Origin of the sequence: Curtobacterium sp. MCLR17_007 (assembly GCF_003234655.2) — a bacterium.
Classification (GTDB): Bacteria; Actinomycetota; Actinomycetes; order Actinomycetales; family Microbacteriaceae; genus Curtobacterium.
On sequence record NZ_CP126271.1, the window covers coordinates 2,197,091 to 2,218,151 of the forward strand.

Below are 21,061 nucleotides of genomic sequence, written 5' to 3' on the forward strand. Positions count from 1 at the left end.
GAACCACTCTCAGAAAGGATGACAATGTCCGACACCACCGACACCCCCACCCCCGAGGACGACCACCGCGTCGCCGAGCACGACGTGCAGGAACACGAGCACGGCGCCGACGGCGACGAGCACGAGACCGTGCAGCACGGCGACCACGTCGACTACGTGCACGACGGCCACAAGCACGCACGCCACGGCGACCACTACGACGAGCACTAGACACGTCAGGCTCACGCCCCGGAGATGCATCCGGGGCGTGAGCCCGTTCCGGGCACGAAGTCCCTCGACGAATGGGACGATGGACCCATGACCGCCACGCTCGTCGCCAAGGGCCTCGCCGGCGGCTACGCCGCACGCACGCTGTTCGACTCCCTCGACCTGACCGTCGCGCCCGGCGACGTGATCGGCGTCGTCGGGGTCAACGGCGCCGGCAAGTCCACGCTGCTCCGACTGCTCGCGGGCGTGGACGAACCCCTCGCCGGCACGGTCTCGCTGGCCCCGGCAGATGCCTTCGTCGGGTGGCTGCCCCAGGAACACGAGCGGGTCGCAGGCGAGACGGTGTCCGATTACCTCGCGCGTCGCACGGGCTGCGCGGAGGCGACGGCCGAGATGGACACCGCGGCCGCGGCACTCGGTGACCCGGACGTGGGCGACGACGCCGGTGACCGGTACTCCGTGGCGCTCGACCGGTGGCTGGCCTCGGGGGCAGCCGACCTCGACGAACGCGCCCCGGCGGTGCTCGCCGACCTCGGGCTGACGCTCGGGAGCGCCGAGGGCTCGGTGACCGCCGAGTCGCTCATGACGTCGCTGTCCGGGGGGCAGGCGGCGCGGGTGGGCCTGGCGGCGCTGCTGCTCTCGCGGTTCGACGTCGTGCTGCTCGACGAGCCCACGAACGACCTCGACCTGGACGGCCTGGCCCGCCTCGAGACCTTCGTGCACGGGTTGCGCGGCGGCGTGGTGCTGGTCAGCCACGACCGCGAGTTCCTCGCCCGGTCGGTCACCGCGGTGCTCGAGCTCGACCTGGCGCAGTCGTCGAACCGGCTGTTCGGCGGCGGGTACGACGCGTACCTCGAGGAGCGCGAGATCGCCCGGCAGCACAAGCGGGACGCGTACGACGAGTTCGCGGCGACGAAGGCCGACCTGGTCTCACGGGCCCGGACGCAGCGCGAATGGTCGAGCCAGGGTGTCCGGAACGCCATGAAGAAGGCGCCGGACAACGACAAGATCCGCCGCAAGGCCGCGTCCGAGTCGAGTGAGAAGCAGGCCCAGAAGGTCCGGCAGATGGAGTCGCGCATCGCCCGACTGGACGAGGTCGACGAACCGCGCAAGGAGTGGCAGCTCGAGTTCACGATCGGGCAGGCCCCGCGGTCCTCTTCCGTCGTCGCCACCCTGTCCGACGCGACCTTCACCCAGGGTGACTTCACGCTCGGCCCGGTGTCGCTGCAGGTCGACGGCGGCGACCGCATCGGCATCACGGGGCCGAACGGCGCGGGCAAGTCCACCCTGCTCCGCGCGCTGCTCGGCACCCAGGCGCCGACGACCGGCACCGCGAGCACGGGGTCCAGCGTCGCGGTGGGCGAGATCGACCAGGCCCGCGGCCGCTTCGTCGGCACGGAGCCCCTCGCCGCGGTGTTCGAGTCGCTGGTGCCTGAGATGGCCACCGCCGAGGTCCGCACGCTGCTGGCCAAGTTCGGCCTCAGGGCGGACCACGTCGGCCGTGCGTCCGGCGAGCTCTCCCCCGGGGAACGCACCCGTGCCGGGCTGGCGCTCCTGCAGGCCCGGGGCGTGAACGTCCTGGTCCTCGACGAGCCGACCAACCACCTCGACCTGGCCGCCATCGAGCAACTCGAACAGGCACTGGAGTCCTACGACGGCACCCTCCTGCTCGTCACGCACGACCGTCGGATGCTCGAGACGGTCCGCCTGGACCGCCAGTGGCTGGTGCAGGCGGGCCGCGTCACGGAACGGTAGGACCACCGGACAGGAGGCCCGGTGCGGGCCCGCACCGGGCCTCCCGTCCGTTCCCGGTCCCGACGACCGCCGCCACCCCCCCTGGTGCGCGAGCGCGGTCGGGCGTACTCTTCGCGGCAAGTGACCCTGGACCTCGGCCGCCGGATCGATCTCGTCGTCCGCGCCAGCAGGGAGCACCCCGTGTCCGTTCCGCAGCCTCCGGTGATCATGCCGCGACGCGGACGGGCCGTCCTGTCGACGGACGACCACGGCCGCGGGACCCCGGGCGCAACGGCGCGTCCCGGTACGGCTCCCGCGCGGCAGGGCGAGCCGACGCTGCGGCGACGGCACGCCCGCGGGCCGGTGGGACCCTGACCCGAAGGGGTCCCATCGGCCTCCGCCGGCCCGGCCGGCCGCGCTGCGACGTGCACGGACGGCCCCGATCTGGTGGACTGGACCCGGAGAGGGGTCCACATGCGGCGCACCACCTGGATCGCGGCCGGAGCGGCGGGGGTCGTCGCGGTCGGGATCGTCGTCGCCGTCGTGGCCGGCACCGCGAGCGGCCCCACCGAGACTGCCGCTGCGCCCACACGCTCGGCGACCCCGCGACCGACACCGACGCCGACACCGACACTCGCCGCCGTCCCCTCAGCCCCGTCGTCGGCCGAGCTCGCCGCGCTGCCGTTGGCGTACCACGACGGGGTCATCCCGCAGCTGCTCGACGGCACCACCGTGCACCCCGAGACCACGTGGGAGATCGCCACGCCGACGGCCCCGCTCGTCGCGCTGTACGCCAGCCCCGCTGCCGACGCCACCCCGGTCGCGACGCTGTCGACGACGGTGTCCACGATCGACACGCCGGCTGCGACGGCCGTGTGGGGTCGGTCCGCCGGCGCGGACGGGGGGATGCTGCTCGTCTCCACCCCGGCGCGGAACCGGACGCCGGGCGACGGCGGCGATCCCCAGGCGCCGAGTGCGACGTTCGCGTGGGCCCGGGCCGCGGACTTCACCGTCACCGGGACCGACCGGATGATCCGCGTCGACGTCGCAGCCGGCACGGTCTCGGTCGTCGGGAAGGACGGCTCCGTGTCGGCGACCGAGGCAGCACGACTCGGGACGCCCGACGACCCGACGCCGACGGCGACCTCGACGTACGTCGAAGCGGCGTACGTCGACACTCGCGTGACGTACACGCAGGGCAACCCGATCATCCTGACCGGGGCGCACTCGTCCCGCATCCCGTCGTACGGTGGGAACGCGGCCCTGACGGCGCTGCACTTCTACCCGGACCCGACGGGCAGCTCCCACGGCTGCGTCCGCATCTCGGCCGCGATGACGAAGACGCTCGCGCAGCTGCCGGTCGGCACCGCGATCCAGTTCACCTGACGGTCGGTGCGAGCCCGAGGCGCTCGATGACCTCGTCGCACTCCTCCTGCGGCGTGCGGTCCGCAGCGACGGTGATGTGCGCCTCGTCCGGCTGCGGCAGCTCGAGGGTCGCCAGCTGCGACGCGAGCAGGGCGGTCGGCATGAAGTGGCCGGAGCGCGCGGCCATCCGGTCCTCGATCAGGGTGCCGTCGCCGGCCACGTGCACGAACACCACTCCGGGCGCACGGAGCACGTCGCGGTAGGAACGCTTCAGCGCGGAACAGGTCACGACACCGTGCCTGCCGGATGCCAGGTGATCGCGGATCCACGCGGCGACCACGTCGAGCCACGGCCAGCGGTCCTCGTCGTCGAGCGGGGTCCCCGCCTGCATCTTCGCGACGTTCGCGGGCGGGTGCATGGCGTCGCCCTCGGCGAAGTCCCAGCCCAGGCGGTCGGCGATCATCGCGGCGACGGTGGACTTGCCCGACCCGGAGACGCCCATCACGACCAGGACTCGTGCGTCGAGGTCGCTCATCGGATCGGTGTTCATCGGATGAACACCCCGGCGAGCAGGACGCCGAGCAGCCCGAGGACGGAGATCAGGCACTCCAACACCGTCCAGGTCTTGAAGGTCTGACCGACGGTGGTGTTCAGGTAGCCCTTCACCAGCCAGAACCCGGCGTCGTTGACGTGTGACAGGAACACCGAGCCCGCTCCGATCGCGAGCACCAGGAGTGACACGACGGGTGACGACAGGTCGTGCGCGATCGGCGCCATGATCCCGGCCGCCGTGACGGTCGCGACCGTTGCAGAACCGGTGGCCACGCGGACCAGGGCCGAGACGACCCAGGCGACGAGCAGGACGGAGACGCCGGAGTCCTTGACCGCGTCGGCGATGACCCCGCCGATCCCAGTGTCGATGAGCACCTGCTTGAACCCACCACCCGCGCCGACGATGAGCAGCACCCCGGCGACCGGTGGCAGCGCGCTCTCGAGGGACTTGGCGACGGCGGAACGGTCCATGCCGCCGCCGATCGCGAAGAACACGATGGCGTAGAGCGCCGCGATGCCGATCGCGATCATCGGGGTGCCGAGGAAGTCGAGCAGGCCGACCCAGGTGCCGGAGGCGTCGGGCACGGTGGCCTCGCGGATCGCCTGGGCCAGCATGAGCACGACCGGCAGCAGGATGCCGACGAGCGCGACGGTGAAAGACGGGCTGCGCGGTTCGCTGATCACGCGGGTGAAGTCGCTCTTGCCGTTCGGCAGGGACGCGGTGTCCTGGGTGGCGGGGCCGCGCCGAGCCTCCCGGCCCTCGTGTGCAGGGTCCCTGGGACCGGACCCGGTGTCCCCCGCCGACCCGCGCGAGCCGAACAGGTCGGGCGCGGGGATGTCGACCCAGCGGGCCGCGAAGCGGGCGAACACCGGCCCGGCCAGGATGATGACGGGGATCGCCAGCACGATGCCGAACGCCAGGGTCGTGCCGAGGTTCGCGCCCACCGTGGCGATCGCGACGAGCGGGCCGGGGTGTGGCGGGACGAAGGCGTGCATGGTGGACAGGCCGACCAGTGCCGGCACCGCGATCTTCATGATCGGGACGTCGCTGCGCTTCGCGACCAGGACGATGATCGGGATGAGCAGGACCAGGCCGACCTCGAAGAACATCGGCAGGCCGATGAGTGCGCCGATGAGCGCCATCGTCCACGGCAGCGCCGCCGCCGACGACCGGCGCACCAGGGTGTCGACCACGCGGTCGGCGGCGCCGGAGTCGACGAGCATCTTGCCGAACATCGACCCGAGCCCGACCAGGATGCCGACGCTCGTCATCGTGGCGCCGAAGCCGTCCCCGAAGCTCGTGACGGCCTTCTCCGGCGCGAGTCCCGCACCGATGCCGACCCCGAGTGCGCCGATCGTGAGCGCGACGAAGGGGTGGATCTTCAGCCAGGTGATCAGCACGATGATGACGACCACGCCGATCAGCGCGGCGATCACGAGCTGTGGGACGGGACCGGCGGCCTTGACGGTCTCGGTCCCCGCGGCGAGCAGTGCGCCGCCGGCGGTCGGGAGATGAGGCATCGGTGCCCCTTCCTGGGACCGCTGCTCCGCGGTCCCGTCACGGTCGTGTGCGGTGTCCGAGCAACTCCGCAATAATCTGATTAATCAGACTACACGGCGGTGCGCCGCGCGCAGCCCGCCCGTCACGGCAGTCTGCCGCTGTGACGGATGACGCGTCACGGCGACGATCGATCGATGCTGCACGGAGGAACGATGACCACGCCCCGGGGCCTGCACGCGCACGTGCTCGACACGCTCGGCGAACGCATCGTGTCCGGCGACGTCCCGCCCGGCACGGTCCTGCGTCCCGAGGACGTCGCGGCGGAGTTCGGCGTGTCCCGGTCCGTCGTGCGCGAGGCCCTGCGGGTCCTGCAGTCCCTCGGGCTCGTCGAGCCGCGACAGCGCGTCGGGACCCAGGTGCTGCCCACGACCGCGTGGGAGCTCCTCTCCCCCGCCGTCATCCGGTGGCGCGGCGGACCCGCGACCTACTTCGCCCAGCAGCGGGAGCTGCTCGAACTCCGACTCGGCATCGAGCCCGTCGCCGCCGGGCTGACCGCCGCACGCGGCGACGCGGTGACCGAGGCCGTGCTGGACGCGGCGCTCGAGATGGTCGACGCGGCCGCTCGGCGCGACGGGCGCGCGTACCTCGAGGCCGACGTGCGCTTCCACCGCGCCCTGCTGGTGGGTTCGGGCAACGCCGTGTTCGGGCACTTCGCCGGCACGGTCGAGGCACTGCTCCGCACCCGCACGGGTGAGTCGCGGGACACGATCACCCGGTGGACCGACGCCGCCGCAGCACGACACGAGGCCTTCGGGCGTGCGGTGGCGGCCGGGGACGCCGCGGCAGCCGGGTCGGCGGCGACCGCGCTGCTGTCGGTCACGCGGGACGAGTTCATCGCCGAGGCGCCGGCGGATCCGGCGCGGTAGCCGGGTCGGACCGCGCGGAGGTGGTCGAATCGCGCGTTGCCGGTCGGGGTTCCGGACCCACCACGCGCGTTTCGACTCGCCACGCGCGGATCAGCGCCGCTCGCGCTCGCGACCGCGCCGCGTCCGACCGCCCTTGAGTCGCAGCCGCATCGTCACGGTGCCCAGCCAGCGGTCGTACTTGTAGCCGACCTTGCCCATCCGGCCGATCTCCTCGAAGCCGAGCCGCTCGTGCAACCGGATCGAGGCGTCGGCGGAGCGGTCGGCGATCACCGCGACGACCTCGCGCACGCCGGCGGCACGGCAGGCGTCGAGCAGCGCCTCCATCAGCGCGCGGCCGAGCCCCTTGCCGCCGGCCGTCGGTCCGAGGTAGATCGAGTTCTCGACGACGTGGTTCGACCGGTCACGCGGGTTCCACGGGTCGACCAGGGCGTACCCGAGCAGCTGGCCGGCCGGGTTGACCGCGACCAGGAACGGCAGCTGGCGACGACGGATCTCCTCGAAGCGCTTCTTCCACGCGGCGAACGACAGGACCGCGCCGTCGAACGTCACCGACGAGTTCCGCACGTAGTGTGCGTGGACCTCGCGGATGTCGGGCAGGTCGGCGGCCTCGGCGGAGCGGATCGACCACGTGAAGGCGGTCTCCGTCGGCGCGGGCGGCCGCAGGTGGCGCGGCAAGATCCGACGCTGGCGGTATTCCTCCTCGAGCACGGTGTCGAGCCTACGGTGTGCGCTGGTCAGGCGTCGGTCGGGAGCGACCAGTCGACCGGCTCGGCGCCCTGCGCCACGAGGAGTTCGTTGACCCGCGAGAACGGCCGGCTGCCGAAGAACCCGCGGGAGGCGCTGAGCGGACTCGGGTGCGCCGAGGCGACCACCGGGGTGTCCCCGAGGAACGGCTCCACCGACTTCGCCTGCGCTCCCCAGAGCACGGCGACGAGCGGCTGCTCACGTGCCACGAGCGCCCGGACGGCCTGCTCGGTGACCCGCTCCCAGCCCTTGCCGCGGTGGCTGCCGGCGTCACCCGGCGTGACGGTGAGCACCCGGTTCAGCAGCATCACCCCGCGGGACGACCAGGTCCGCAGGTCGCCGTGTGCGGGCGGGGTCACCCCGAGGTCGTCGTGGAGCTCGCGGTAGATGTTCGCGAGGCTGCGCGGGACGGGCCGGACCCCGGGGTCGACCGCGAACGACAGGCCGATCGGGTGGCCGGGCGTCGGGTACGGGTCCTGGCCGATGACGAGCACCTTGACCTGGTCGAAGGGGTACGTGAACGCGCTGAGCACGGCGGCGCCGGCGGGGAGGTACGGGCGTCCGGCGGCGGTCTCCTCGCGGAGCCACTCCCCGAGTCGGTGGACGTCGTCCTCGACCGGGGCGAGCGCCTCGGCCCACCCGGGGTCGACGAGGTCGGCGAGCGGCTTCGGCTGCACGGGGTGCTACGCGCCCATGGTGGCGACGGAGACCGACTCGTCGCCGGCGACCACGCGCCACACGCTGCCGGAGCCCCGGACCTCGAGTGCACCCTCGCCCACGACGAGCACGGTGTCCTCGTCGATCGCCAGTCCCGCGGTCACGAACTCGGCCTCGGCGCTCGCCACGAGTCGGGCGAGCGTGCCGGCTTGCACCGCGTGCACGTCGATCGTCAGGTCGACGAGCCCGAGCCCCTCGCGGAGCTCCACCTCGTCGAGGCCTTCCGACGCGTCCTCGGGGCAGACCTCGACGCCGCCGACCCGCCAGCCGCCGACCAGGGCACGGTCGGCGGCGATCATCGCGCCGGCGGAGTAGCCGAGGTAGGGCAGGCCGTCGGAGACGAGCAGACGGATCTGGTCGACGAGCGGGGCGATCGCGTCGAGGTAGTCCGGCGTGCGGCCACCGCCGATCACCAGGGCGTCGACGTCGCTGAGCACCGACGTGGTGAAGGGCTGGCCCGGTGCGACCTCGGTGACGAGGACGTCCGCCGTCTCGGCGAGCACCGAGGCGATGTCCGGCGTCGAGGACGGCGTCGCGCCGTCCACACCGCTGACCGAGAGCAGGCCGACGCGCGGCGCACTGCGGCCGACGGCGGCTGCGCGTGCGGTGGCCTCGGCGAGGAAGGGTGCTGCGGCGTCGGAGTCGGCGAATGACCCGCCACCGACCAGGTGGATGCTCACGACTCGGCCGTCACCGGTGCGAGGGCGCTCCAGGGGAACGTGATCCAGCCGTCGACGCGACGCCAGACGTGATCGGGCTCGAGCACGGTGCCGGGCTTGGAGTACAGGCAGGCGCTGCGCACGTCGGCACCGGCCCCGGTGATGATGTCGACGACGAGCGCGAGGGTCCGGCCGGAGTCGGACACGTCGTCGACGACCAGGACCCGCTTGCCCGCCAGGCTCGGGGCGTCGAGCGCGGGGGCGAGCACGACGGGTTCCTCGAGGCGCTGCTCGACGTCGGTGTAGAACTCGACGTTGATCGAGCCACACTCCTTGGTGCCCAGCGCGTAGGCGACGGCCCCGGCGATGATCAGGCCTCCGCGGGCGACGGCGACCACGACCTCGGGCTCGAACCCGGCGGACAGGACGTCCTTCGCGAGCAGCCGTGCCGCGTCACCGAACTCGAGCCAGCCGAGCACCTCGGGCCCGCTCGTCATGGTCACGACAGCTGGCGACGGGGACTCGGCGGGTTCGCTGCTGATCGGCATCCGACCACGGTACCGGCAGGGATGCTGTGCCGCGACCTGCAGTTGCCGCCCGGGCGCGTGGCCCTCGGCGACGGTGCCGTACCGAGGTCCGGGGCGTCTACGCCTTCGGGGTCAAGGGGCCGCGGGTCAGCTTGTGCTGCGCCGCCTGGGCCACCGGGCGGATCGTGACCAGGTCGAGGTTGACGTGCGGCGGCAGTTCCACGCTGTGCACGATGGCCTCGGCGACGTCCTCGGCGCTGAGCGGGTCCTCGACCCCGTCGTAGACCGCGGCCGCCTTGGCCGCGTCGCCGCCGAAGCGCACCAGGGCGAACTCGTCCGTCTTCACCAGGCCCGGGGCGATCTCGACGACCCGGATCGGCTCCCCCGCGAGCTCCAGGCGGAGCGCTCCGACCAGCGCGTGCTCGGCGGCCTTCGCCGCGTTGTAGCCGCCGCCGTTCTCGTAGGAGACGAAGCCGGCGGTGCTCGTGACGGTGACGATGTCGGCACTCCCCGACGCGACGGCGCCGTTCCGCAGGTGGGGCAGCAGTGCCGCGATAACCCGCTTGGTGCCGATGACGTTCACCTCGAACATCGTGCGCCAGTCCTCGACGTCGGACTCCTCGACCGTGGCCGATCCGAGGGCACCGCCCGCGTTGTTCACCAGCGCGTGCACTCCTCCGGTCGCCGCGACGTGGGCGGCGAGCGCCGCGACGTCGTCCGCCGAGGTGACGTCGACCACCAGGGTCTCGGCCCCCGTCTCCTCGGCGAGCGCCGCCAGCCGGTCGGCACGGCGGGCGACGGCCAGCACGTCCCATCCCCGGGCGCGGAACGAGCGGACGGTGGCCGCCCCGATGCCGGAGCTCGCTCCCGTGACGACGACGCGACGTGCCATGTGGTTCCTCCTGCGCTGCGGCCCCGGCGACGTCGGTGATGGTCGCAACGGGGATGTCCGCACCACCGTACCGAACGGGACATGTCACGATCCGGTAACGTGACCGCCGATGACGACGGAAGCTGCGCCCCCGGCACCCTCGGCTCCGGACGCCGTGCTCGAGCCGGGCCGGGCTCCCCGACGGATCCCGATGTGGGACACCGCGCGGTTCCTGGCGGTCACGCTCGTCGTCATCGGCCACGCGATCCAACGCCAGACGACGGCGAGCGAGCACGCCCTGGCGCTGTACACCTTCATCTACGCGTTCCACATGCCCGCGTTCGGCGTGATCAGCGGGTACTTCTCGTCCGCGGACACCCCGACGGCGAAGCGCATGCGGCGGACGATCACCGACATCGTCGTGCCGTACATCATCATGCAGACGATCTGGACCGTGGTGCAGGGGATCGTCGAGGGTGGCAAGAAGTTCAACCCGACGCAGCCGACGTGGACGCTGTGGTTCCTGCTCGCGCTCGGGATCTTCCGGCTGATCCTGCCGTACCTCGCGCAGCTGCGGTGGCCGCTGTTCTGGGCGGTCGTGTTCAGCATCGGTGTCGGGTACTTCGACAACGTCGACTCCACGCTGTCGCTCTCGCGGGCGATCAGCCTGCTGCCGTTCTTCCTGCTCGGGTGGCAGGTCAAGCAATGGGGTGTGTTCGACCGCTGGTACGAGGCCTCCCGTCGCACGGTCGTCCGGGTGCGGGTCGCCGCCGGCGTGGTGTTCCTGGCGTGGGCCGTGTCCTGCGTGCTGTGGATCCCGCAGTTCAAGGAGTTCGACCTGCACCACTGGTTCTTCTACGACGACTCGTACTCGGGCCTCGGCGAGGACGCGTGGTGGGCCGGCGCCGTCCGGTTCGGGCTGATGCTCCTGGCGACGCTGCTGACGGCGTCGTTCCTGGTGCTGGTCCCCCGGCGGAACGTATGGCTGACGAAGTTCGGTGCGGCGACGATGTACGTCTACCTGCTCCACACCTTCGTGCTCTACCCGATCCGCGAGTCCGGCGTGCTGGCGGGCCCGCACTCGGCGTGGCCATTCGTGCTGCTGATGGTGGCCATCGCCTGCGCCGTGAGCCTGTTCCTGGCGCAGCCGTTCGTCCGGCGCGGCATGAAGTGGTTGCTCGAGCCGAACGTCGGTTGGCTGTTCCGCCGCGGCGCCGCGTAGCCCGCACCTCGCACGGTGCGCAGTTGACCCCGCGTGCGAGGTTCACCGCCCCGTGCAGGGCACCAACCACGCACCACCCGGCCAGGGGCGCACCACCGGGCAACCTCGCACGGTGCGGGTCCGCCACGCATCGGCTCGCCGGACGGGAGGCCCGGCCCGCCCCCGCCACGTGCGTTACGTCACGAGTCGGGGGCGCTGGTGCAGGCCCGACCACGTCCGTACCGTGAGCCGCGACGCGCACGTGATCCGAGCCTCCCGGCCGGGACGCCAGCAGACGGAACAGGAGCCCGACATGACCGACAACGACGCCGCCCAGTGGCGCTTCGAGACGACGCAGATCCACGCCGGTGCACAGCCGGACCCGACCACGGGTGCCCGCGCGACGCCGATCTACAAGACGACCTCGTACGTCTTCCGGGACTCGGACCACGCGCGTGACCTGTTCGCGCTGGCCACGCCGGGCAACATCTACTCGCGCATCATGAACCCGACGAACGACGTCCTCGAACAGCGCATCGCGGCGCTCGAGGGCGGGTCCGGCGCGCTGCTCGTGGCGAGCGGACAGGCTGCCGAGACCTACGCCGTGCTGAACATCGCTCAGGCGGGCGACCACATCGTGTCCTCGTCGTCGATCTACGGCGGCACCTACAACCTGTTCAAGTACACGCTGGCGCGCCTCGGCATCGAGACCACCTTCGTCGAGGACCAGGACGACCCCGAGGAGTGGCGCCGCGCGGTCCGTCCGAACACGAAGCTGTTCTTCGCCGAGACCATCGGCAACCCGAAGATCAACGTCCTCGACATCACGACGGTCGCGGGCATCGCCCACGAGGCCGGCGTGCCGCTGATCGTGGACAACACCATCGCGACGCCGTACCTGATCCGGCCGTTCGAGCACGGCGCCGACATCGTGGTGCACTCGGCGACGAAGTTCCTCGGCGGACACGGCACGGTCATCGGTGGCGTCATCGTCGACGGTGGCACCTTCCCGTGGTCCGAGCACCCGGAGAAGTTCCCCGAGTTCAACTCCCCGGACCCCTCGTACCACGGGGTGGTCTTCGCCGAGGCCGTCGGCAACGCGCTGGCGTACATCATCAAGGCGCGGGTGCAGCTGCTCCGCGACCTCGGTGCGTCGAACTCCCCCGACACGGCCTTCGCGCTGCTGCAGGGCATCGAGACCCTGTCGCTCCGGATCGAGCGGCACGTGCAGAACGCGCAGGAGATCGCCGAGTGGCTCGACCGGCACCCCGACGTCGCGACGGTGGCGTACGCGGGGCTGCCGACCTCGCCCTGGTACGGCGCGGCCTCGCGGTACGCGCCGAAGGGCGTCGGCGCGGTGCTGTCGTTCGAGCTCAAGGGCGGCGTCGACGCCGGTCGGGCGCTCGTGGACAACCTGACGCTGTTCTCGCACCTGGCGAACATCGGCGACGTGCGGTCCCTCGTGATCCACCCGGCGTCGACCACGCACTCGCAGCTCACGCCCGAGCAGCAGCTGACGACCGGCGTGACCCCGGGGCTGGTGCGACTGTCGGTCGGGATCGAGAACGTCGAGGACCTCAAGGCGGACCTCGAGGTCGGGCTGGCCGCGGCGCGGGCCGTGTCGCAGGCGGGTCTGCGCGCGTAGCGCCCGCCGACCCGAGCGCCTGCAGACCCGGAACGACGATGCCGCTGTCGTACGACAGCGGCATCGTCGTTCCGGGTCGTTCAGTCCGCTGACACACGGTGCGGGGCGGAGCCGAGCCGGGCCTCCCGTCGGACCGCGACGTAACACGGTGCCCGGCCGGGCCGGTGTCCACGAGAATGGACGCACCATGGACTGGCAGACGACTCCCGAGGACTCCGTGCCGTCCACCCTGGTGCCGGGCGCCGCACTCGGCACCCTCGGCAAGCCCCCGGTCACCGGGGCCTGGCGTCCGGGAGACCACCCCGGCGCACGCCACTTCGTCGCACTCGGCGAACAGTGGGTCCGCGGCGGCCGGCTGCCGGGCGTGCGGATCGCGTACGAGACCTGGGGCACCCTGAACGACGCCCACGACAACGCCGTGCTCGTGTTCCACGCCCTCACCGGTGACTCGCACGTGGCTGGCGACGCCGGCCCCGGGCACCGCACCGCCGGGTGGTGGGACGACGTGGTCGGCGCGGGCAAGGCGATCGACACCGATCGCTGGTTCGTCGTCGCGCCGAACATGCTCGGCGGGTGCCAGGGCTCGACGGGGCCGTCGTCGGTGTCGCCGGACGGCGTCGAGTGGGGATCGCGCTTCCCGTTCGTGACCGTGCGCGACCAGGTCGCCGCCCAGGCGCAGCTGGCCGACGCGCTCGGCATCGACCGGTTCGCGGCCGTCGTCGGCGGCTCGATGGGCGGCATGCACGCACTCGAGTTCGCCGCGTCGCTGCCCGACCGCGTGGCCCGGCTCGCCGTCCTGAGCACCACCGCGCAGACGACCGCCGACCAGATCGCGGCGAACTCGCTGCAGCGCGCGGCGATCCAGATGGATCCGGGCTTCGCGGGCGGCGACTACTACGAGGCCGAAGCCGGAGACGGTCCGTCACGCGGGCTCTCGCTGGCGCGGCGGATGGCGATGATGACCTACCGCGCTTCCGACGAGCTCAACGGGCGGTTCGACCGCTCGTGGCAGTCGGACGTCTCCCCGCTCGGCGAGGACGGGCGCTTCTCGGTGGAGAGCTACCTCGACTTCCACGGCAACAAGTTCACGCGGCGCTTCGACGCGTCCACGTACGTCGCTCTGACGCACGCGATGGACTCGCACGACGTCGGGGCCGGTCGGGGTGGGGTCGCTGCGGCGCTCGCACGGATCTCCGCGACGACGCTCGTCGTGGGGATCTCGAGTGACCGGTTGTTCCCGGTCGAGGACCAGCACCGCATCGCGGCGGGCGTGCCCGGGGCGATCGACGGGGACCGGGCAGCGGTGATCGAGAGCGAGTTCGGGCACGACGGGTTCCTCATCGAGCACGACGCCGTCGGGGCGCACCTGCGCCGGCTGCTCGACTGAGCGTCGGAGCGCGCTGCGACGCGGTGCACCTGCGTGGGCTGCTCCGCTGGACGTCGGGGTGCGCTCCCCATACATCCAGATCGCGCAGCCGGTGTTCTCATCACGCCTGCGATCACAACTTGGTTGCCAAACCCAACGTGTGGGCGCGCCGAACGCCCCCCAACGGGTGTCCCCCGTGGAATGATGGCCGGTACCCGGTCCCGACCGAGGCTCGCGTTTCCCAACCGCTCGCGAGCAGCCCCGGACGGAGCCGGCACCAGCAGCACCTCGCAGCACCGCGTGGCGACGACGACACGCTTCCCACCGACGAGACACTGACGCACCAGGACACCGATGGAACTCATCGCACAGGAACGTGACCGGCTCCTCCGGTCGACGACCCGTGTCGTCGGCATCATCTGCACGCTCGTCAGCCTGGTGAGCGTCCTCTGCTCCTTCGCCGTCCCGGTCGGCCCGCTCGTCGCGGGGATCACCTGCATCGCCGTGATGATCGGCGCACTGGTCGTGTTCGGGGTGAACGGCGCCGTGTGGTGCACCGCGCTGACGCTCGTTTCCGGCCTCGCCGCCATGGTCATCCTCACCTCGGCCGCTGCGCCGGACGTCCGCTCCGTCGTCGCCAGCGGGCTCGTCCCGCTCGCCGCCGGCGGGCTGTCGTCGCTCCTGATGGCCCAGCGCGGCCACCTGGCCGGGTTCGGCCTGGCCGCCCTCGGCGGCGTCGCGTCGCTGGCGGTCATGGCCAACGCGACCGGCACGGTCCTCAGCGGCCCGGTCGGCGGCACCGCGCTCGGCTGGGTCCTCACCGCGGTCGTCGCCTACTGGATCTCGCGCAGCATCCCCCGGGTGGCCCGCCGCATCTACAGCATCGGCACCGCGCACCGCGCCGAGCGCCAGGCCAGCGAGACCGAGGCACAGCGCCGCCAGGGCGCGCGTCTGCTGCACGACACCGTCCTGGCCACGCTGACCCTGCTCGCGCACTCCGGGGTCGGGGTGTCCGAACAGGCCATGCGCGAGCAGGCCGCCGAGGACGCCCGGCTGCTCCGCCACCTGCGCCTCGGTGCGACCCCGCAGCCGCAGCAGTCCGGCGACTACTCCCTCACCCGCACCGAGGAGTCCCCCCTCGGCCAGACGCTCGAGTCGGTCAAGCAGCGCTTCGGGCGGATGGGGCTCGAGGTGAGCTGGCACGGCACCGGGCAGGTGCTGCTGCCGACGCACGTCCTCGACGCGTTCCTGCTGGCCCTCGCGGAGTGCCTGGAGAACGTCCGTCGACACGCCGGCGTCGCCGAGGCGCACGTCACGATCGTCCACGACAACGACATGGTCCGGGCGATGGTCACGGACTCCGGTGTCGGGTTCGAGATCGGCGCGATCGACGAGGAACGGCTCGGGTTCAAGGAGAGCGTCGTCAACCGCCTGCGCGAGGTCGGCGGCGACGCGCGCCTCTTCTCCGCGCCGGGCTCCGGCACCACGGTCGTCCTGGAGGCACCACGATGAGCCGCGTCCCCGAGGACACCATCAACCGGGGCCTGCCCGGCGAACCACCGCAGCCCGCTCCGCGGACCCGACGGGAGGCCCGGGAGCGCTACCGGGGCACGGAACGTCGGCAGGCGCGCGGCCTCCCCTCCACCTCCACCGGGGCACGGTCGCTGCGGCAGGCCGCGAAGCCCGGCGCGTCGCTCGGTGCGGGGCACCTCGGCCTCGGTGCCGCGGTGCTCACCGCGGTCGAGGCCGTCGCCGGCATCGCCCTGTTCCTGTCGAGCTGGGACGACTACACCATGCCCTGGCTGCCCGCCGCCGCGTGGATCCTGTTCGTCGTCGCGGCGGTCGGGGTCGGGCTCAGCGTCATGACGTACGGCGAACGACTCACCGGCGTCGCCTTCGCGCTCATCTGCGTCGTGCTCGCCTGCGTCGTCACGCTCGACTTCATCGGGGTGTGGCCCGAACACGACCTCGCGCACACGGCCAGCGCCTCGATCGCCGCCGGCTTCGCACTGCTGCCCGTCGCGACCCTGCGCCCCGCCCGCGAGGTCGCTGCCGCGATCACCGTGCTCGGACTCGCGTTCGTCGCGATGTCGATCGCCTCGACGCCGATCACGGCGGACACGATCCCCGGGCTCTTCTCGATGCTCGCCCTGGTCGTCGTCCCCCCGTCCGTGGCGATCTTCGTCACCCATCGCTTCCGCCAGCTCGTCCAACGCGAACTCGACCGCGTGCTGGTGCAGTCGAACATCACCGCACCGCAGTTCGCCGTCGGCATGCTGGCGTCGGACGAGCTCGCCCGACTCGACCTCGCCGCCGAGAAGCTGCTCGACGCCGTCGCCAACGGCACCGACCCGCTGCCGTTGTCCGACGCCTCCTCCTCGGTCGCGGCGTCGCTGGCCACCGAACTCCGCCTGCACCTCATCGAGGGACGCCGCGAGACCTGGCTCTACCACGCGATCACCGAGTCCGACCACCTCGGTCGGGCCGTCAGCGTCGCGGACCCCGGGTCCCTCGCCGGACACCTCTCGCCCGCCCAGCGCGACGGGCTGCTGCAGGCGCTGTGGCAGATGGTCGGCGACGGACGCGGCCTGCAGCCCGGCGTCCCCGTGGTGTCGGTCACCCTCGGCCCGGTCGGCAGCGACGGGCACCCGGTCACCGACGACACGATGGACGTCCCGATCGTCATCGAGTCCCGCGGCGTCCCCCGTAGGCGGCTCGGGCCGGCCGCCTGGAGCGGGCTCGCCCGGATCGGCCCGTACACCGACACGATGCGGGACGGCGCGGTGCACATCCACGCGCACTGCGTCGTGAACCGGCACCCCACGATGTGACCCGAGCGGCGCGCTTGTCGGACACCCGGACAGCCTGCGCCGTCACCGTGAGCGCGCCACCTAGGCTCGGCCACGCAGACCACGAGAAAGGACGCCAGCATGGCGACTCCAGAGCAACCGATCCGACTCGCGCTCGTCGACGACCACAAGATGCTCCTCGGCGCGCTCACCGAGTGGATCCGCGGCGCCGCGGACGACATCACGCTCGTCGCCGCCGTGACGACCTGGCCGGAGCTGCTCACCAGCCCCGCGTTCCCGGTCGACGTGGTGCTCCTCGACCTCGACCTCAAGGACTCGATCCCGGTCTCGTTGAAGATCTCGACGCTCAAGACCGCCGGTGTGAAGACCGTCGTCATGAGCACGTACTCGGAACCGAACGTCGTCCGCGAGGCCCTGGGCTCCGGCGCGCTCGGGTACCTGGTCAAGAGCGAGGACGCCGACATGATCGTCGAGGCGATCCGCTCTGCCCAGCGCGGCGAGCAGTACGTCTCCGCCGAGCTCGACCTGGCGATCAACAGCGGTGACGTGGGCGGCGTGCCGAAGCTCAGCGCGCAGGAGCGCCGCGTCATGGCGCTGTACGGCGGCGGCGAGCCCGTCAAGAGCGTGGCGTACCAGCTCGGGATCTCCGAGGAGACCGCGAAGAGCTACCTCAAGCGCATCCGCGAGAAGTACCGCGTCGCCGGATTCGACGTCGGCACGAAGGTGGCCTTGCGCAAGCGCGCCATCACCGACGGCATCATCTTCGAGGACGGCAGCCCGCACGGCCTGTAGCCCGCACGCCCCGGGGAGCACACAGCACCACGGAACGGACACAGCACCACGGGATCCCGTGGTGCTGTGTCCGTTCCGTGGTGGCTGGCGTGCGCGTGCCCGACCGCACCGTCGATCGCGTCAGACGGTGGGGACGGGCGCCGTGATCGGGCCCGTGGACGGGTGCCGACCGGAGGACCGTGCACGCTCGGTGGACCGACGTTCGACGCCGTAGCTGATCGCGGTCATCCCGACACCGAGCAGCGCGAGCACGATGCCGAGCCACCCCGGGGCCACGAAGCCGAACCCTGCGGCGATGACCGCACCACCGAGGGCCGCGCCGAGGGAGTTGCCGATGTTGAACGCCGAGTGGTTGAGCGCCGCCGCGATGGTCCGCGCATCCCCCGCCATGTCCATCAGGCGCGACTGCACCGCCGGCGGGATGGCGGACGAGGTGGCTCCGAGCAGGAAGGCCCCGACGAACACGCCGACGGTCCACTGCGCGGTGAGGACCATGAAGAGCAGCGACACGATCAGCGACAGCATGCCGATGTAGATCGTGCGCTTGACACTGCGGTCGGCGAGGTGCCCGCCGAGCACACCGCCGACGACCATGCCGAGCCCGACCACCACGAGCACGAGCGGAACGACGGCCTCGGGCAGCCCGGTGACGTTCGTGACGAGCGGCGAGATGTACGAGTAGACGGCGAAGAACCCGCCGAACCCGACGGCGCCCAGACCCATCACGAGCCAGACCTGCGGCACGCGGAAGGCGCGGAGCTCACGACCGATCGATGCGCTCTGGTCGCGGGCGGACCGCGGGACGAACACTGCGACTGCCAGGAAGGTGGCGACGAACAGCACCGCGACCACGCCGTAGGCCACGCGCCACCCGGCGTTCTGACCGACCCAGGTGATCGCGGGGACGCCCACGACGTTGGCGACGGAGAGTCCGAGCAGCACCATCGCGATGCCCTTGCCGCGCTTGCCCGGGCCCATGATGTCCCCCGCGACGATGGACGCGATGCCGAAGTAGGCCCCGTGCGGCAGTCCGGCGACGAAGCGGGCGACGAGCACCAGGCCGAACGAGGGCAGCAGCGCGCTGGCGACCGTGGCGACGACGAAGCCGACGAGCAGCACGAGCAACAGGCCCTTGCGCGGGAACCGCGCGCTCATCGCGGCGATGGTCGGCGCACCGACGACGACGCCGAGCGCGTAGGCGCTGACGAGCCATCCGGCGTGCGCGATCCCGGCATCCGGGTCGGCACCGTACTGCGCCGGCAGCAGTGCCTGCGCGATGTTCGGCAGGAGCCCCATCGCGACGAACTCGGTCGACCCGATGGCGAAGCCACCCAGGGCGAGTGCGGTGATGGCGAGCGCGCGACGCGCCGGCGAGAGCTGGGACATGAGCCTGGTCTTCGAACGATGGTGGTCGGCTGATCCGCACCGCACCCGTCAGGTCCGGTACCGGCTCAGTGTAGACCGCTCCAACGCATCGGAGGAAGACCTGCTCCGAATCGATTCGAGTGCCGGGGCGTCAGGCCGCGCGACGCTCCGCCGGCTGCTCGGCGACCCGCTGGCCGTCGACCCGCTGTCCATCGACCCGGTGCCCGACGACCCGCTGCTCCGGGGACTCGTCGCGGTGGATCCAGCCGACGCCGCACTCGGTGCAGGTCGCCCAGGCGTTGCCGGACGCGGTGTCGCGATCGACGACGACCGTCTGCGTCTCGCAGTCGTCGCACCAGCCGTCGTGCATTCCGTCGTGCAGCATGCCTGACTCCTCGTCCTGTCAGCGTCACCGCGTGTGACTACCTGCGGTCATGAGACACCTGACCACCGACATCCCGAGCGACGCGGGCGGCGTGTCGCCGAGGACTCAGGAACCGTCCCCGAGCGCCTGCTCCAGCCGCGCCACCTTGCCGTCGAGCTCCCCAGTGTGGCCCGGTCGGATGTCGGCCTTCAGCACCAGCGACACCCGCGTGCCGTACGCGCCGACGGCCTCGGTCGCGCGCTTCACGACGTCCATCACCGCGTCCCAGTCGCCCTCGACCTCGGTGAACATCGACGACGTGCGGTTGGGCAGCCCGGACTCGCGGACGACACGGACGGCAGCGGCGACGGCGTCGTGCACGGACCCGTCCGACTGCGCGGAGGGACCACCGGACGGAGCGACGGAGAAGGCGACGATCATGCGCCCATCCTGCCCCGCGGCACCCCGGCGCGCGCACCGACGGCGTTGTCCGTGCCACCCGTCCGTTGCCCGGCGAGCCCCAGCCGTACCACCGTGACGATGGCCCAGACCAGCACACCGACCTCGAGGGCGTTGCGGATCGTCAGCACCACGAGGATCCAGGGCTGCACGGTGAGCACCTGGTCGTAGTAACCGGGGTAGACCACCTGGGTCAGCAGCGCCATCGGCAGCGCAGCGACCGCCACCGGCAGGAAGCGACGAGCGCTCCCCCGCCCCGCGACCAGCCCCCACACGATCGGCACCGCGAACCACCCGACGTACTGCGGCGACCCGACCTTGTTCGTCGCGACGAGCGCCGCGACGAGCACCAGCGCGAGCACCGGAGCCACGTCCGCGCGACGGGCGCCGCGTCCGACCGCCCAAGCCGCCAGCCCCACCCCGCCGAGCACCACGACGGCCATCAGCGGCGTCGAGAGCGCCGCGGCCAGGTGCGTGCCGGTCCCCGAGACCTCGAACGTCAGGATGCCGGTGTCGTAGTAGACCGCCGCACCGGGCACGTGCGCGGCGGCCGCCCACATGAACGGCGTCGCGAGCGGCGACTCGATCTGGAGCGCACGACCGGACTGCTGGCCGACGAACGACAGCAGGAACGTCGCCCCGCCGAACAGCACGTCGACCAGGACGACGATCGCGGTGACGGTCAAGGCCCCGACGACCACGCCGCGACGGTGGCCGCGCCGCAGCACCAGCAGCACGCCGACGAGCGCCGCCGGCCACACCTTGACCCAGGCGGCGACGGTGAACACGGCGGAGGCCACGGCGGGCCGGGTCGCGACGAAGCACACACCGACCATCGCGACGGCCGTCGCCACGGTGTCGATCCGCCCCAGCCCGATCGGGCCGAGCGCGAGCAGGAACACCAGCCACCACCAGACGACACGCACGCCGAGCGCGCGGAACCGCCAGAGGAACAGGCAGGCCACCGCGTCGAGCACGACCATCAGCGCGAGCCACCCGGTGGCGATGTGCTCGACGCCGCCGATCGCCGCCGCGGCCATCGGCAGGAGCGCGAGGATCGGGTAGACCCAGGCGGTGTCGGTGCCGACCCAGACGTGGTCGGTCAACCCGGTCGCGATCCACCGTCGGTAGGTGATCTCGACGTCGCCGATCGGCTGGTTGGGCATCGTGGTGGCGAGCCACCAGAGCACGGCGTGGACAGCCAGGAAGGCGACCGTGGCACCGACGGGTGCGAACCACCTGGACTGCTGCACCGG

General features: G+C 72.0%; 21 protein-coding genes. 10 read left to right on the plus strand and 11 right to left on the minus strand.

What is annotated here, in order from left to right; all coding sequences use genetic code 11:
• The first annotated feature begins 24 nt into the window (after window positions 1–24).
• The 3 genes from DEJ13_RS10450 (at window position 25) to DEJ13_RS10460 (ending at window position 3,327) form a co-directional block, all read left to right on the plus strand.
• Window positions 25–210, plus strand: a complete 186-nt coding sequence (locus tag DEJ13_RS10450; RefSeq protein WP_056125905.1) for a hypothetical protein — start codon at window positions 25–27, stop codon at window positions 208–210.
• An 87-nt stretch (window positions 211–297) separates the two neighbouring features.
• On the plus strand, window positions 298–1,962 hold the full coding sequence (locus tag DEJ13_RS10455) for an ABC-F family ATP-binding cassette domain-containing protein (RefSeq protein ID WP_111107188.1): 1,665 nt from the start codon (window positions 298–300) through the stop codon (window positions 1,960–1,962).
• A gap of 453 nt (window positions 1,963–2,415) precedes the next feature.
• A complete protein-coding gene (locus DEJ13_RS10460; RefSeq protein WP_056125910.1) occupies window positions 2,416–3,327 on the plus strand; it encodes a L,D-transpeptidase in 912 nt (303 codons plus the stop codon).
• On the opposite strand, the gene DEJ13_RS10465 is transcribed toward DEJ13_RS10460, so the two are convergent.
• On the minus strand, window positions 3,320–3,841 hold the full coding sequence (locus DEJ13_RS10465; RefSeq protein WP_220037597.1) for a gluconokinase: 522 nt from the start codon (window positions 3,839–3,841) through the stop codon (window positions 3,320–3,322). The genes DEJ13_RS10460 and DEJ13_RS10465 overlap by 8 nt on opposite strands.
• 11 nt (window positions 3,842–3,852) lie before the next feature.
• A complete protein-coding gene (locus tag DEJ13_RS10470; RefSeq protein WP_111107186.1) occupies window positions 3,853–5,379 on the minus strand; it encodes a GntP family permease in 1,527 nt (508 codons plus the stop codon).
• 192 nt (window positions 5,380–5,571) lie between these two features.
• Here DEJ13_RS10470 and DEJ13_RS10475 point away from each other — a divergent pair, with 192 nt between their 5' ends.
• Complete coding sequence (locus DEJ13_RS10475) at window positions 5,572–6,285, plus strand: FadR/GntR family transcriptional regulator (protein WP_181437056.1); 714 nt, start codon at window positions 5,572–5,574, stop codon at window positions 6,283–6,285.
• Between the two features lie 90 nt (window positions 6,286–6,375).
• Here the strand turns inward: DEJ13_RS10475 and DEJ13_RS10480 are convergent, their stop codons facing one another.
• From DEJ13_RS10480 to DEJ13_RS10500, 5 genes are all read right to left on the minus strand, one after another.
• Window positions 6,376–6,993 (minus strand): GNAT family N-acetyltransferase, encoded by a 618-nt coding sequence (locus tag DEJ13_RS10480; protein WP_056125915.1) that lies wholly within the window; start codon window positions 6,991–6,993, stop codon window positions 6,376–6,378.
• 26 nt (window positions 6,994–7,019) lie between these two features.
• Window positions 7,020–7,706 (minus strand): uracil-DNA glycosylase, encoded by a 687-nt coding sequence (locus DEJ13_RS10485; RefSeq protein ID WP_111107184.1) that lies wholly within the window; start codon window positions 7,704–7,706, stop codon window positions 7,020–7,022.
• A 6-nt stretch (window positions 7,707–7,712) separates the two neighbouring features.
• On the minus strand, window positions 7,713–8,426 hold the full coding sequence (locus DEJ13_RS10490; RefSeq protein ID WP_056125919.1) for a Type 1 glutamine amidotransferase-like domain-containing protein: 714 nt from the start codon (window positions 8,424–8,426) through the stop codon (window positions 7,713–7,715).
• The gene (locus DEJ13_RS10495) at window positions 8,423–8,902 is read right to left on the minus strand and encodes a phosphoribosyltransferase (RefSeq protein ID WP_056126134.1); all 480 of its coding nucleotides are present in this window, start codon (window positions 8,900–8,902) and stop codon (window positions 8,423–8,425) included. The genes DEJ13_RS10490 and DEJ13_RS10495 overlap by 4 nt, the downstream gene beginning before the upstream one ends.
• A gap of 148 nt (window positions 8,903–9,050) precedes the next feature.
• Window positions 9,051–9,824 carry an SDR family oxidoreductase gene (locus tag DEJ13_RS10500; protein WP_111107183.1) on the minus strand — a complete coding sequence of 258 codons (774 nt, stop codon included), beginning with the start codon at window positions 9,822–9,824 and terminating at the stop codon, window positions 9,051–9,053.
• 109 nt (window positions 9,825–9,933) lie between these two features.
• On the opposite strand from DEJ13_RS10500, the gene DEJ13_RS10505 reads away from it, so the two are divergent.
• From DEJ13_RS10505 to DEJ13_RS10530, 6 genes are all read left to right on the plus strand, one after another.
• On the plus strand, window positions 9,934–11,025 hold the full coding sequence (locus DEJ13_RS10505; protein WP_111107182.1) for an acyltransferase family protein: 1,092 nt from the start codon (window positions 9,934–9,936) through the stop codon (window positions 11,023–11,025).
• A gap of 292 nt (window positions 11,026–11,317) precedes the next feature.
• A complete protein-coding gene (locus DEJ13_RS10510) occupies window positions 11,318–12,649 on the plus strand; it encodes a bifunctional o-acetylhomoserine/o-acetylserine sulfhydrylase (RefSeq protein ID WP_056126137.1) in 1,332 nt (443 codons plus the stop codon).
• Window positions 12,650–12,836: 187 nt separating this feature from the next.
• Window positions 12,837–14,036, plus strand: a complete 1,200-nt coding sequence (gene metX, locus DEJ13_RS10515; RefSeq protein ID WP_056125924.1) for a homoserine O-acetyltransferase MetX — start codon at window positions 12,837–12,839, stop codon at window positions 14,034–14,036.
• A gap of 333 nt (window positions 14,037–14,369) precedes the next feature.
• Window positions 14,370–15,527 carry a sensor histidine kinase gene (locus DEJ13_RS10520; protein WP_111107181.1) on the plus strand — a complete coding sequence of 386 codons (1,158 nt, stop codon included), beginning with the start codon at window positions 14,370–14,372 and terminating at the stop codon, window positions 15,525–15,527.
• Entirely contained in the window at window positions 15,524–16,846 is a 1,323-nt protein-coding gene (locus tag DEJ13_RS10525) for a hypothetical protein (protein WP_111107180.1), read from the plus strand. The genes DEJ13_RS10520 and DEJ13_RS10525 overlap by 4 nt, the downstream gene beginning before the upstream one ends.
• 99 nt (window positions 16,847–16,945) lie before the next feature.
• On the plus strand, window positions 16,946–17,617 hold the full coding sequence (locus DEJ13_RS10530; protein ID WP_056125929.1) for a response regulator transcription factor: 672 nt from the start codon (window positions 16,946–16,948) through the stop codon (window positions 17,615–17,617).
• Between the two features lie 120 nt (window positions 17,618–17,737).
• On the opposite strand, the gene DEJ13_RS10535 is transcribed toward DEJ13_RS10530, so the two are convergent.
• The 4 genes from DEJ13_RS10535 to DEJ13_RS10550 form a co-directional block, all read right to left on the minus strand.
• Window positions 17,738–19,003, minus strand: coding sequence for an MFS transporter (locus DEJ13_RS10535; RefSeq protein WP_111107179.1), 1,266 nt, complete (start codon window positions 19,001–19,003; stop codon window positions 17,738–17,740).
• A 130-nt stretch (window positions 19,004–19,133) separates the two neighbouring features.
• On the minus strand, window positions 19,134–19,367 hold the full coding sequence (locus DEJ13_RS10540; RefSeq protein WP_056125933.1) for a hypothetical protein: 234 nt from the start codon (window positions 19,365–19,367) through the stop codon (window positions 19,134–19,136).
• 105 nt (window positions 19,368–19,472) lie between these two features.
• Window positions 19,473–19,787, minus strand: coding sequence for a thiamine-binding protein (locus DEJ13_RS10545; RefSeq protein WP_056125934.1), 315 nt, complete (start codon window positions 19,785–19,787; stop codon window positions 19,473–19,475).
• The gene (locus DEJ13_RS10550) at window positions 19,784–21,058 is read right to left on the minus strand and encodes a glycosyltransferase 87 family protein (protein ID WP_111107178.1); all 1,275 of its coding nucleotides are present in this window, start codon (window positions 21,056–21,058) and stop codon (window positions 19,784–19,786) included. The genes DEJ13_RS10545 and DEJ13_RS10550 overlap by 4 nt, the downstream gene beginning before the upstream one ends.
• Between the last annotated feature and the right edge of the window lie 3 nt (window positions 21,059–21,061).